9 protein-coding genes are annotated in these 13,037 nt (G+C 64.4%); 3 read left to right on the forward strand and 6 right to left on the reverse strand.

Annotation, left to right across the window (positions count from 1 at the left end; all coding sequences use genetic code 11):
* Positions 1 to 31: 31 nt before the first annotated feature.
* A complete protein-coding gene (locus E1742_RS19295) occupies positions 32 to 1,996 on the forward strand; it encodes a GAF domain-containing sensor histidine kinase (protein ID WP_307721886.1) in 1,965 nt (654 codons plus the stop codon).
* Positions 1,997 to 2,481: 485 nt separating this feature from the next.
* Here the strand turns inward: E1742_RS19295 and E1742_RS19300 are convergent, their stop codons facing one another.
* From E1742_RS19300 to E1742_RS19310, 3 genes are all read right to left on the reverse strand, one after another.
* Positions 2,482 to 3,990: an HD domain-containing phosphohydrolase gene (locus E1742_RS19300; RefSeq protein ID WP_134386772.1), complete on the reverse strand. Its 1,509-nt coding sequence runs from the start codon at positions 3,988 to 3,990 to the stop codon at positions 2,482 to 2,484.
* A 145-nt stretch (positions 3,991 to 4,135) separates the two neighbouring features.
* A complete protein-coding gene (locus E1742_RS19305) occupies positions 4,136 to 4,876 on the reverse strand; it encodes a DNA-formamidopyrimidine glycosylase family protein (RefSeq protein ID WP_134386774.1) in 741 nt (246 codons plus the stop codon).
* A gap of 337 nt (positions 4,877 to 5,213) precedes the next feature.
* A complete protein-coding gene (locus E1742_RS19310) occupies positions 5,214 to 7,199 on the reverse strand; it encodes a PhoX family protein (RefSeq protein ID WP_134386776.1) in 1,986 nt (661 codons plus the stop codon).
* A 128-nt stretch (positions 7,200 to 7,327) separates the two neighbouring features.
* Between E1742_RS19310 and E1742_RS19315 the strand changes: the two genes are divergently transcribed.
* Positions 7,328 to 7,825 carry a DUF3016 domain-containing protein gene (locus E1742_RS19315; RefSeq protein ID WP_134386778.1) on the forward strand — a complete coding sequence of 166 codons (498 nt, stop codon included), beginning with the start codon at positions 7,328 to 7,330 and terminating at the stop codon, positions 7,823 to 7,825.
* A 20-nt stretch (positions 7,826 to 7,845) separates the two neighbouring features.
* Here the strand turns inward: E1742_RS19315 and E1742_RS19320 are convergent, their stop codons facing one another.
* From E1742_RS19320 to E1742_RS19330, 3 genes are all read right to left on the reverse strand, one after another.
* Positions 7,846 to 8,289: a thioesterase family protein gene (locus E1742_RS19320; RefSeq protein ID WP_134386780.1), complete on the reverse strand. Its 444-nt coding sequence runs from the start codon at positions 8,287 to 8,289 to the stop codon at positions 7,846 to 7,848.
* Positions 8,290 to 8,476: 187 nt separating this feature from the next.
* Positions 8,477 to 9,253: a substrate-binding periplasmic protein gene (locus E1742_RS19325; RefSeq protein ID WP_134386782.1), complete on the reverse strand. Its 777-nt coding sequence runs from the start codon at positions 9,251 to 9,253 to the stop codon at positions 8,477 to 8,479.
* Between the two features lie 43 nt (positions 9,254 to 9,296).
* Complete coding sequence (locus tag E1742_RS19330; protein WP_134386784.1) at positions 9,297 to 9,995, reverse strand: dienelactone hydrolase family protein; 699 nt, start codon at positions 9,993 to 9,995, stop codon at positions 9,297 to 9,299.
* 263 nt (positions 9,996 to 10,258) lie between these two features.
* Here E1742_RS19330 and E1742_RS19335 point away from each other — a divergent pair, with 263 nt between their 5' ends.
* Positions 10,259 to 13,036, forward strand: a complete 2,778-nt coding sequence (locus tag E1742_RS19335; RefSeq protein WP_229466097.1) for a bifunctional diguanylate cyclase/phosphodiesterase — start codon at positions 10,259 to 10,261, stop codon at positions 13,034 to 13,036.
* Position 13,037 lies beyond the last annotated feature (1 nt).

Raw genomic sequence — 13,037 nt, forward strand, 5'->3', positions numbered from 1 at the left:
ATATTGCCCGGATGCATTTTTATCCGGGAATATGATGGAAGTCCGCCTGCGCCGTCTCGAAGCCGTCCAGTCCATGCTGCTTGAAATCGGGCAGCGCTCCACGAGCTGTACCGATATCGTCCAGTTCCTGCGCGCCGTGCACGGCGCGCTGGGAAACATCATGTATGCGGCAAACTTCTATGTGGCGCTGAACGAGCGCGATGGCGATCCGCATGCCGTCCGGTTTGTCTATTACATCGACGAGGTCGACGAGGCGCCAGACCCGCACGAGGTGGCGCGGCTGGCGTCGCCCGAACAGTCGCCCACGGCCTGGGTGATCCTGAACCGGCAGCGCCTTGTGTTGACGGCCTCCGAACACTACTCGCGCCAGAGCGAAGGCGAGCTGATCGGCCACGGCACCGTGTCGGAGCACTGGATGGGGTGTCCGCTGCTGGACCAGAACGGCCAGGCGCTGGGCGCCATCGTCATCCAGACCTACGACAAGCAGCATACCTACAGCGAGGAAGACCAGGCGCTGTTTGCACTGATCGCCAACCACGTGTCGTCCGCCCTGCAGGGCTTGCAAAGCATGGACCGGCTGGAGCGGGCGGTGCGCGAGCGTACGCTGCGGCTGGAACACGAGGTGGCCGAACGGCGCCGCGCCGAGAGCCTGCAGCGGGCGCTGTACGAGATCGCCAGCCTGTCGGCTTCCGTGTCCGACTCGGGTGCGCTGCCCGCGCGGCTGCACGAGATCATCAGCGGCCTGCTGACGGCGCGTAATTTCCTTATCGCCCTGTACCACCCTGACAGCGGCGACATCAGCATCCCGTATTTCGTCGACGAGAAAGACCACGAAGCGCCCGTCAAGCGTTTCCGCTACGGCTTGGGCATGAGCTCGTACGTGCTGCGCCACAAGCGTCCCGAATTGCTGGATGCGGCGCGCTATGCGGAACTGGCCGCATCGGGGGAAATCAACGAGCCGCTTGGCAGCAAGGACATCGCCAGCTGGATGGGCGCGCCGATGCTGCTGGGTGACGAGGCTTACGGCGTCATTATCGTGCAAAGCTACGACAACTCCGTGCTGTACACCCAGTCGGATCTGGACGTGCTGGCCTTCATGGCCAGCCACGTGGCCGTCGCGCTGGCGCGCATGCGGGCCGACCGGGCCATCCTGCAGGCCAAGGCCTCGCTGGAAGAGCAGAACGCGGCCCTGAACCATGCGCTGACGCAGTTGCAGACGGCGCAGACGGAACTGGTGCGGCAGGAAAAGCTGGCGTCGCTCGGGCGCCTCGTCGCAGGGGTGGCGCACGAGATCAACACGCCGCTGGGCATCTGCGTTACCGCGACCAGCCACCTGGTGCAGGAACTCAAGCTGGTCAAGGAGGACCTGGCGGCCGGCCAGCTTGACGAAGACGGCCTGAACGGCTTCTTCGACACGGTCGACCAGTCGCTGCGCATCCTGACGACCAACACGCAGCGCGCCGCCGCGCTGGTGCGCAGCTTCAAGCAGGTGGCGGTGGACCAGTCGTCGGAAAACATCCGCAATTTCAACCTGTCGAAATACGTGGCCGAAGTGCTGCTGTCGCTGCAACCGAAACTGAAGGGCAAGCCGGTCAAGGTGGAGGTGAACTGCCCGCCCGACCTCCAGCTGGACAGTTTCCCCGGCGCCGTGTCGCAGATCGTCACGAATATGGTGATGAACTCGCTGGTGCACGGCTTCGACGGCGACCAGCCCGGCACGATCCGCATCACCGGCAAGCTCGATGGCGATCACGTGCTGTTCGATTACAGCGACGACGGCATCGGCATGGATGCGGTCACCCTGGGCCAGCTGTTCGACCCGTTCTTCACGACAAAGCGGGGCAGCGGCGGCAGCGGCCTGGGCGCGCATATCCTGTACAACCTGGTAACGGGACCGCTGGGCGGCACGATCAACGTCCACAGCGCGCCGGGGATGGGGCTGCACTACCAGCTGCGTTTCCCGCGCGACCAGCGCAAGGCCAAAGCCGCCGCATAGCGCCCAGCCCGCTGACAACATCGGGGTCAGGCACAAAACCTGTCACGGGCGGGACGGTGGAGACCGTAACGCCGAACCCGCGTGCCCGGACGGATTGCACGCAGGCTCGCGCGCACGAGCCGAGCACGTGGTTCACGCCGGTGACGCCAATGCCCCCCACTTACGGCTGCGCTCGTGACAGTTATCGTGCCTGACCCCGATGTTGTCAGACGCCGATGTAAGGCGGCAGAGTGGGGCGGCCGGGTTCGCACGTTTTTGCCATCCGGCGAGGTCATCGTCGAAGAGGCGCACCGTGCGGTGTCGGTGGAGTATGTGCAGGCCACATTGGACAGCCTGCGCGGGACCGTCGGCGCCGCCGCCTGGTGGTCGCGTGCGACATGGCTGGCGACACTCAACGCGCTGGCCGTGCCGCTGCCGATCCTGGGCATGTATTGCCGCGACCTGCATCTGGCGCGGCCGTTTGCGGATGTTTTGAAGCGGCGCCGTCAGTCCGGGAAGCGCTCGTTGATCTCGAGTGCCGCATCGATATTCTGGATCAGCAGCTCGACGAATTGCGGGTCGAGGTGATGACCGGCGACTTCGCGCAGGTGCGCCGTCACTTGCTCCACCGGCCACGCATCCTTGTAGCAGCGCTTGTGCATCAGCGCGTCGAACACGTCGGCCACGGCGACGATGCGGGCGTACAGGTGGATGTCCTGGCCCTTCAGGCCTTGCGGGTAGCCGCTGCCGTCGTATTTCTCGTGGTGCTGGTGGGCGATGACGGCGGCCGCTTTCAGGATCGGCCGCTGCGAGCCATCCAGGATCGACAGGCCGACCGCCGGATGCTGTTTCATGATTTCCCATTCGGCCGGATCGAGCTTGCCGGGTTTGAGCAGCACGGAATCCGGCGTGGCGATCTTGCCGATGTCGTGCATCGGCGCCGCGTGCCGCAGCACGGCGGTTTCGTCGTCCGGCAAGCCGGCCGCCTTGGCCAGGATGTGGCACACCTCGGCCATGCGACGGACGTGGTTGCCCGCCTCGTTCGAGCGCGATTCGACGACGTCGCCCAGGCGCAGGATCAGCTCGGCCTGCGTGTCCGTGATCTCCTGGTTCAGCAGAATGTTGTCAAAAGCGATAGCCACGCCGCCGCAGAAAATTTCCAGAAGCTTGGCGTCGACCTCGGAAATCTCCTCGACGCCTTTCAAGACCAGCAGCGACACCTTGCCGCTGTTGTCGTTCGGGAAATAGCCGACGTACGTGTCCCCCTCGATGCGCGAGATGCGGTTGCTCTTGGCGTCGTCCAGCTGCGCCAGCAGGGCCGGCGTCAGCAGCGATTCCTCGTCCTCGCCGATCTGTGCCAGCACTTCGTAGGCGTCCTGGCCGCTGATGGCCGTGGCCGCGCGCAGACGCAGCAGCATGCTCGTCTCCAGGCGCAGCAGTGCGACGACCTGTTGCAGCAGGCCGTTGGCGAAGTCCTTCAGGTTTCGCTGCTGGAAAATGTGGGCGGAGGCGGCGATGACGCGCTCCAGACCTTCGCGATAATGCATCTGCTGCTGGCGCGCTTCCTCGACCTTCATGATGTCGCGGTAGGCCCGCAGCGCGGCAAAGGTCGTCGTGAACAGCTTGGTGCGGTCCAGCTCCGTCTTTTCCTTGTAGTCGTTGATGTCGTAATTGACGATCACGCGCTCTTCCGGCGCCTGGCCCGGTTGGCCGGTGCGCAGTACGATGCGCGTGAACCGGTTGTCCAGGTCCTCGCGCATCCAGCGCGCCACTTCCAGTCCGCTGTCCTCGCGCTCCATGACGACGTCGAGGAAGACCAGCGCGATATCCTTTTCGCGGGCCAGCACTTCCTTGGCCTCGGCGCCGCTGTACGCATGCAGGAACGTCAGCGCGCGACCGTCGAGACGGAAACGGGTGAGCGTCAGCTTGGTGATGTCGTGGATATCGGGTTCGTCATCGACCAGCAAAACTTTCCAGGGAGGCAGCTTGGGCGAGGCTGTAGACAGGAAGGACATAGGGCGACTTTTGGCAAATGGACGGGCCTGCGAATGGGGCGAGTTGCCGCGCATTATTGAGGCACGGCAATTTAATTGTAGCGCCGACTATTTGCATTAACAACAGGTAATAAAAATTTCGCCATGGCTTTACAACACCGTGCTGCTATTCATAGCGCTTCTGACATTTCTCGCACCAGAACGAGCGACGTTTTGTCTTGCCCAGGTGACCCTTGTGGAAGGCGATATTGCAGCGTGGGCAAATCCGCTTGGTATGGGCAAGCCAGTGCTGTTTCAGCACGAACGCTTTTTTCCATTCTAGAAATTCGAAGCTGTATTGCCGGGCCTGTTTCACGAGTTCCCGCAATTTCGTCGCAGGCAGTGCGCCGATCGTCGAAAGAGGGTGAATCTTCAGCCGGAACAGCACTTCGTTCTTGATGATGTTGCCGACGCCGGAAAATACCGTCTGGTCCAGCAGCGCGTCACATGCCAGTGTGTCCGGCATCGCGCGCAGCTTTTTCAGCGCCACGGCCGGTTTCCACTCGTCGGCCATCACGTCGGCCTGCCACTCGTAAGCCTCGTTCAGGTCGCCGTCGATCGTCCGGATGGAGCAGGTATAGAAGTTGAGCTCGCCGCCTTCCTCGAAGGCCAGCGACAGCCGGGGCGGGCTGTGTTCCTTGCGCTCGTCGATGCGGTAGCTGCCGAACATCAGGAAGTGAACGCGCAGGCTGAACAGCGGCAGCTCGATCAGGAAGTGCTTGCCCCACGTGCGCACGGAAAGGATCGGCTGGCCGGGCAGTTCGTCGTACGGGACGGTCGTGCTGTTGCCATGCGCCTCGGCAATGGTGCGGCCTTCGAACGGCTTGGCCAGTTCCTTCAGGATGACGAGAGAGGGACCTTCCGGCATGCTGTGCTCCGCGAAATGAGGAGGAGCCAGTGTGCCCGCGCCGGGTCAGCCGGGCAGTGCGCGCACGCACATAAAAAACCGGTGACAGGCTCCGATTTTTTGCGGAAACCGGCGGTAGACCGGAAATCCGGTGTGGAAAACCGGTGTCAGCCACCTATTTTCGACCGGGGCGGGCGGGAAAAACCAGAGCCTGTCACCGGTTTTTAATTTTCGCAACATTCATGGGATTCGTCCGGGACTGTCTCGGAATTGCCCAAAAAAAACCGCAGGCAGCTTGCGCTGCTTGCGGCAAAGGATCAGCGGCGGGGTTAGCCGACGCATCAGGACACTGTTCTGCTTACCCCAGTTGCGGCAGGCCGGTCAGGTAGCCGACGGCGGCGCCGTAGCCACCGCGGTAGTTGGCCTTGATCAGCGGATCGAGCGTGCCGGCCACCTTGGCGTGCAGGCCACCGGTGACGTTGCCGCTGGCGTCTTTCGAGACGTCCCAGTCGCCTGCGTGCTGGAAGTTGCTCATGATGTAGGCAAAGCCGTTGATGTCGTCCACGGCATGCAGGCCCGTCGATTCGGCGCCGGCCGGATTCGACAGCACGCGCACCAGCGCTTTGGTGTCGACGTTGTAGGCCCACAGGAAATTGTTGACGTGCGTGCTGGAGTCTTCGCCGATGAACAGCGTGCGCAGCTTCTCGGAGAACTTGATGTTGTCCGGATTGGCGACCTTGTCCGCATTGGCCTTGTTGCCCAGCGCGTCCGGCGTGGCCAGGTCTTCGCTCAGCAGGGCCGGCACGGCAGCCATGTCGACAGGTACCCATTCGCTGTTGATCGCAGCCCCCGTGTCGTCCTTCTGGCCGCCCTTCATGTTCAGCGCATAGACGGCACCGGCGCTCGGGCCCTTGATGCTGATGCCGCCCGAGCCGTCCTTCATGGCCGAGCCGATCGACGCGATGGCCGAGTAGGCGATCTTGTCCTTGGCGTTGACGGTCGTGCCTTCCATCTTCGTGAAGCCCAGGCTGCCGCCCTTGAGTGCGGCGTAGCGGTGGGTTTCCAGGAAGGCCGCGGCCTGCTCCATGCCCGGATTGACCTTGACCCAGTTGCTCTTGCCGCTGAACGGAATCTTCTTGAACGTGGCGTCCTGCGGGTCGGCCGTCCTGACGCCCATGATGTCGGCGGCCTTCAGCTTGTCGGCCAGGGCCTTGATCTCGGCGCTGGTGGCCTTGCCCAGCAGGATCCAGGTCAGGTCGGCCGAACCGCCGTTCTCCGCCGTTTTCTGGTTCCATTTCGCCACGTACAGGGCGCCGGCCGACAGGTCCTGTGCCTTGTCGGCCACGAACATGAACAGGCCGCCGTTGGTGGCGTCGTCGCCCATCAGTACGGTACGCTCGTCCGGCATCACCTGCACCAGCTCGTGCGAGATGCGGCCCAGGCAATAGTGCTTCTTGATGCTGCCCGTGCCGTCCGGATTGACCGTCACTTCCGGCAGGTGGCCGTAGTGGTATGGGTTCGCCTTCCTGGCGTCGCCGTACAGGTTGGTCGAGAATGCCTGGAACTGCGTGTCCTTGTCGACGACCGTCGCGTCCGGTTCGTATTCCTCGCTGGACAGGTGGGTGTTCCATGGCGAACGGCTGGCGCCGCACGTGATCCACAGGCCATTGGCCGGGCTCGTATCGACGTTGTGGTATTTCACCAGCGACAGCGCGCCCGTCGTCTTGTCCTGGTCCAGCGTCAGGATCGCAATCGGCGACGGCAGCATGCCGTACATCGAATCGCCCTTGACGTTCTTGCTGGTGTACTCGAACTGCACCACGGCAAACACCGGGTTGCCCTTGACGCCGTCCACTTTCGCGTTGGCGAGCTTCAGCAGCGAGCTGCCGTCCGGGCAGTCGGAGAAGAACTGGCGCTGGCCGGCATCGGTCTTGTCGAGGATTGGCTTGTTGTTGATGTCGTAGTAGCCGCCTGCCAGGATCGTACCGCCATTGCCGTTCGGCACCATGGCGCCCGTGACGAAGAACGCTTCGTATTTCAGCGAGTAGTTCTGCTTGGTGCCGTCGCTGTAGGTGGCCGACATCGTTGAACCGACCGAAGTCGTCGCCATCTTGGCCGCGTCGGCCAGCGTCGGCGCCGGCATGGCCGAGAACGTCACCGACGTCAGCGTCGCGGGCGCCGGGGTCGGCGCGACAGGCGTCGGGACGGGCAGGACGTCATCGTTGTCGCCGCCGCAGGCGGTCAGCAGCGCTGCTGCCGTGCTGGCACCCGCCAGTGGGAGCAGCGGCGCGCCGGACAGGAATTTCAAAACGCGGCGACGGGACGAATCGTGGTACTCGGACATGAACTGGCATCCTGGGTTGTTAAGAATGCCCGCATCTTAGTTGCGATCTGTTACAACATCGTGACAGCGGAAACTCGCCGCCGTGGCGGACGGCGTATATTGAATGCTCTGGAATGAAAGGACGCATCATGCAAACGTCAAACGTTATGAAACGCTTCGTGCTGGCTGGCGCGCTGCTGGCAGGTGCCGCGCAAGCCGCCGTGACCGTCAAATACGAAAAGCCGGACGACTTTCTCGATATGCCGCGCTCCGAACGCGACCGCGACCAGATCCTGAAAGACATCACGACCCACTTCGAGAGCCTCGGCAAGGAACTGCCCCCCGGTCAGGATCTGCGCGTGACGGTGACGGACCTGGACCTGGCGGGACGGCTGGAGCCGCGCCGCTGGGCCGTCGATGAAATCCGCATCATGCGCGGCGGCGCCGACTGGCCGCGCATGACGGTGTCGTGGACGCTGGAACAGAACGGCAATGTGCTCAAAAGCGGTACGGACGAAGTCTCGAACATGAACTATCAGCAGCGCATGACGCGCTATTTCTCCAACGACTCCCTGCGTTACGAGAAACAGATGATCGACGACTGGTTCCACAAGGCCATCGCCGACAGCCGGGTCAGCAAGCGCTGAGCTGCACGTGCTGAAATAAATCAGTCGAGCCAGTTCACCCTGGGAAACTTGGCCAGGAACTCGTCGGGCATCGGCACGACCTGGCTGTGCGTGTAATTGAAAAAGACAAAGCCCTGCTTGGCCATCGCGATCAGTTTCTTGTCGCTGGGGCGCGTGATGCGGAAGGTGATGTCGCCGCCGTACTTGTTGAAGTCCATCACGCCGACTTCGAACACGAGCTGGTCGCGCGCATGGGCTTCGGCCCGGTACGTGGTCGCCAGGTCGGTGACGATGATGCCGGTGCCGTCCGCTTCCGTTTCGCGCACGCCGAAATCGTACAGGAAGCGCGCCCGTGCCTCCGAGATCATGGAGATCATCGAGTCGTTGCCCAGATGGTTGGCACCGTTGATGTCGGTCACCCGCACCGTCAGCTGGGTCGTGAAGCAGAACTGGTCTTCGGGGAATTCAAGCTTGAGTCTGGCCATGGTCGAAGGCGCCGCGCGCCGGCAAAAACGGTATTGTAGCCGCCCGCAGGATGGACCGCGCCCGTATTGAACAGGCGCGATCCGGTCCGGTTCTGTCGTTGAGGAGGCCCGTCGACGGGCCGCAGACCCGGAGACGCATGATGCCGGCGCGGCGCGATACGGTCTGTACGCCGCCACACTCAGCAGTTCAAAGCGGTCCGGGCGCGACGGTGTAGTGTTCCAGGAAGTGGCGGAATTGCTCGCCGGAAAATGCCGCGCTGGCCACGCGGTCGAAGCGGGAGATGGCGGCGCGGTCCGATTTCAGCGAGTAGGCCATGAAGAAGGCCCGGTCCGGCATCGGCAGGCGCACCAGCCGGATGTCGATTCCCGCGCTGTTGGCGTAATAGCGGGGCGAATATTCGTTTTCAAAAAATACGGCGTCGATCCGGCCCGCCTGCAGCTTGCGCAGGTTGGCGCCCTGCCATTCCGTCACGGCCAGGCCCTGCCAGCGGATGGGCACCTTGTCGAGCCCGGGCGGGATGGTGGAACCGGCTACCCAGCCGATATCCATGCCCGAGAGCGCGGACAGCGTTGGTACGGCGCGCAACGGCGCATCCCGGCGCACGGCCAGGTGCGGATGAGTGCGCAAATAGGTCCAGCCGAAGGTGCCGATGCCGGGACCCCGGTCGGTGGCGCCGCTGGTCAGCAGCAGCACGTCGAGCGTGCCGTTGCGCAGGCTCTCCATGGCGCGGCGCAGCGACGTGGGCGGCATCCATTGCAGCGGCACGCCCCGGGGCACGACGCGCCGTTCCAGGAAAGAGCGCAGCAGCGCCCCGTGCAGCGGCGCGTCCGGGGAGCCCATGATCAGTGGCGCGACGATGAAGCCGCCGACACGCAGCGGTGCCGCATCGGCGCAGGCCGCCGCCAGCAGGCAGACGGCCACGGCCACGGCCAGGGGTCTTGACTGGACAGGCAATCGGATCATGCCGCGATTCTAGCCCAGCCGGCCTGGCCATGCACGATGCAACTTACTGATGGTCGCTCAGGAACAGCAGCGTGTTGCCGTGCGCCTCGGCGGCCGAGCGCTGGTGATAACTGCCGCGGTGCGAGCAGTTGAAACCATGCTCGGCGTCGGGATAGACATGGATTTCCACGTTGTCGCGCTCGCCGAACCGTTCCGCGATGCTGCGCACCGCGTCCTGCGGGATATGGCTGTCCTTGCCACCGAAGTGCATCAGCAGCGGGATCGTCACCTCGTCCGCCCGGTCCAGCGCGTTCTGGATGCCACCGCCGTAGTAAGCTACTGCCGCGTCGACGGTACCGTTGGCGGCCGTCAGGTACGACAGCAGGCCCCCGAAGCAATAGCCGATCGACGCGACCCTTGGGCCCACGCCGGACAGGCCGCGCAGCGCCTTGACGGTGGCCGCCACATCTGCGATGGCCTTGCCGGTGTCCGTCTTCCCTTTCAGCTCGACGGCCTTTTTCCAATCGGCATCGTCGTAGCCCAGTTCGATGTGGGCACCCTGGCGCCAGAACAGGTCGGGCGCCAGCACGACATAGCCGTCCGCCGCATACTGCTCGGCAACGCTGCGGATATGCGCGTTGACGCCGAAGATTTCCTGAATCAGGACGATGCCAGGGCCGCTGCCGCCGCGCGGCAGGGCCAGCCAGGCCTGGAACGTGCCGTCGTCGCCCTGCACATCGATCCATGTGGTATTGCTGTCCATTTGTTCTCCTGTGGTTGACCTGGCCCGGACCGACAGTGGCCGGGGCAGGCATGCGGCTCAGTATAGCCGCGCCACCCGTCGCCTGCGCGCCACCGCGCTGCGCCGGCGTGCGGCAAGCCGGGTAAAGCATGCTACCCTTGGGAGACCTACCATCTTTCAATGGGGTGGCGCACATTTCCGATAATCATCAAGCCCGACAGCCGGCAAGACGATGGCCTATTGCGGCCATATTGGCGCTGCTGTGCGGCGCCAGTCTGACAGGCTTGCTGTTCGCCGGAGTCAGCCGGCTGGAGCAGGATCGCCTCGTGCTCGCGTTCACGCAGCGTGCGCACGTGCGCGAATTTGCGCTGCGCGAGGGGATCAACAACGCCATCGACGGCCTGCGTGCCGTCAATCAGCTGTTCGTCAGCCAGCCGGCCGTCAGCCGCGAAGAGTTCCGCCGCTTTACCCGACCGTTGCTGGAGCGCTACCCGTACGTGATGGCATACGACTACAAGCACTTCATCACGGCCGACCAGCGCGCGGCCACCGAAGCGTCGCTGCGATTGCATGCGCCGGGTGCGCGCGTGACGGAGTTTCGCGAAGGCAAAGTCGTGCCGGCCGGCGCACGGCCCCGTTATCGTGTGATCGAGTTCATCGAGCCTTACCGGGGCAACGAGGCGGCGTTCGGGCTCGATTCGCTGTATTCGTCAGCCGACGAGACGGCGCGTCAGCGCGCCTACGACACGGGACTGCCGATGGCCAGTCCGCTGGTGAAGCTGGCGCAAACGGATTCGAAGATGGGCATGCTCATTGCCATGCCGGTGTACCGTTTCGATGCCAGCTTGCCGGACGTGCCGGCGCGGCGCGCGGCACTGGTGGGCGAAACGGGCGTGACGTTGCTGCCGGCCGAGATGGTCAGCATGATCCTGATGGTATCGGGCCTGCACCAGGTGCACCAGCAGGCGCTGCGCATCCAGGGCGTCGGCCTGCACGTCTATGCCGGATCGCAGCCATCGGCCGAAACGCTGGTGTATTACGCGCCGCCACCGGCGCGTCGCCTGGCTGCGCTGGCGCCGCCACTGTCCTGGCTGTACCGGCGCCCGCCGGCACCGCTGGACGTGCCCCTGGAAGTGGCCGGCCGCACCTGGCACGTGGTGGCCAGCATGAGCGAGGACATCCTCGTGGCCGACCATCTGGCGTCGCTGTCGACGCTTGTGCTGGGCATCCTGACGACATTGCTTGGCACCGCCTACGTGCACTCGATCGCCACGCGCCACCGGGCCATCGCCCGGCGTGTGGAGGAGCGCACGGCCCAACTGAACGAAGCGAACCGCACGCTGCTGCTGCGCGAGCGCGCCATCGAATCGAGCCGCAACGCGATCCTGATCGTGGCCGCGGCGGACGACTATCCCATCGTCTACGTCAATCCGGCGTTCGAACGCAGTACGGGTTTCAAGGCGGCCGAGGTCATGGGCCGCAACCCGCGTCTGCTGTATCGTGACGACGTCGACCAGCCGGACTCGGAACTGATCCGCAGCGCGCTGCGCGAACAGCGCGACGGCCACGCCACGCTGCGCTACTACCGCAAGGACGGCACGCTGTTCTGGAGCGAGACGTACGTGTCGCCGGTGCGGGACGAAAACGGCATCGTCACCCATTTCGTCTCGATCCAGCACGACATCACGGCCATGAAGGCTTACGAAACGGAACTGCACCACCAGGCCACGCACGATGCGCTGACCGGCCTGGCGAACCGGGTACTGCTGCACGACCGGCTGCAGCAGAACATTGCGCAGGCGGCCGTGCGCGGTCACAGCCTGTGGGTGGTATCGATCGACCTGGATCGCTTCAAGTTCACCAACAGCCGCGTGGGCCACAAGGCCGGCGACCGCCTGCTGCAGGGCATTGCCGAGCGCCTGCAGGCCGCGGTTCGACCCATCGACACGCTGGCCCGCCTGGGCGGCGACGAGTTCGCACTGATGCTGCTGCCGGAAGAGGGGGCGCGCAAGCCGTCGCTGGAGCAGTTGCAGCGTGTGTTGACCAGCCTGAACCAGCCGGTGGTACTGGACGGGAAGGCGCAGTTTATCGCCGGCAGCGCGGGTGTGGCGATCTATCCGGATCATGGTGCCGACCCGACGACGCTGCTGGAGCGAGCCGATATCGCGATGTTCCGCGCCAAGGAGCTGGGCGGCGACAACTACAAGTTCTACACGCACGCCATGCGCGAACAGTTGGGCGAGCGGGTGCAGATGGAAAACGCGTTGCGCCAGGCTCTGGAGCGGCGCGAGTTCGTGCTGTACTACCAGCCGCAGGTCGATATCGGCAGCGGCCGTATCGTCGGCATGGAAGCGCTGATCCGCTGGCAGCATCCGGAGATGGGCATGGTGGCGCCGGGGCGGTTCATTCCGCTGGCCGAGGAAACGGGCATGATCCTGCCGATGGGCGCGTGGGTGCTGCGCAGCGCCTGCCAGCAGCTGCGCACGTGGCAGTCCGAAGGCCACCGCAACCTTCGCGTGGCCGTCAACGTCTCGGCGCGGCAGATGGCCGAGCAGGGTTTCGTCGGCAGCGTGGCCGACGTGCTGGTGGAGGCCGGGCTCGACCCCACCTGCCTGGAGCTGGAGCTGACGGAAAGCCTCGTCATGAACGACGTCGAACACGCGATCGTCGTCATGCGCCAGCTGAAAAAACTGGGCGTGAAACTGGCGATCGACGATTTCGGGACGGGCTACTCCAGCCTGGCCCACCTGAAGCGTTTTACGGTGGACGTGCTGAAAATCGACCAGGCGTTCGTGCGCGACCTGACGGTGGACCCGGACGACGCGGCCATCGTCACGACCATCATTGCGCTGGCGGCGAACCTGAACCTGCAGGTCATCTCGGAAGGGGTGGAGACGCTCGAGCAGCTGTCGTTCCTGCGTGCGCACGGCTGCTCGCAGATGCAGGGTTATTACTTCAGCCGCCCGGTACCAGCGAGCGCGTTCGGTGCCGTGCTGGACGAGAACGACGCCCGGCTGGCCGCCGGCAGCGCCGCACCGCTGGGAGTGGCGCTGCACTCGTGAT

It is taken from the genome of Pseudoduganella plicata (genome assembly GCF_004421005.1).
In the GTDB taxonomy this organism is placed as follows: domain Bacteria; phylum Pseudomonadota; class Gammaproteobacteria; order Burkholderiales; family Burkholderiaceae_D; genus Rugamonas; species Rugamonas plicata.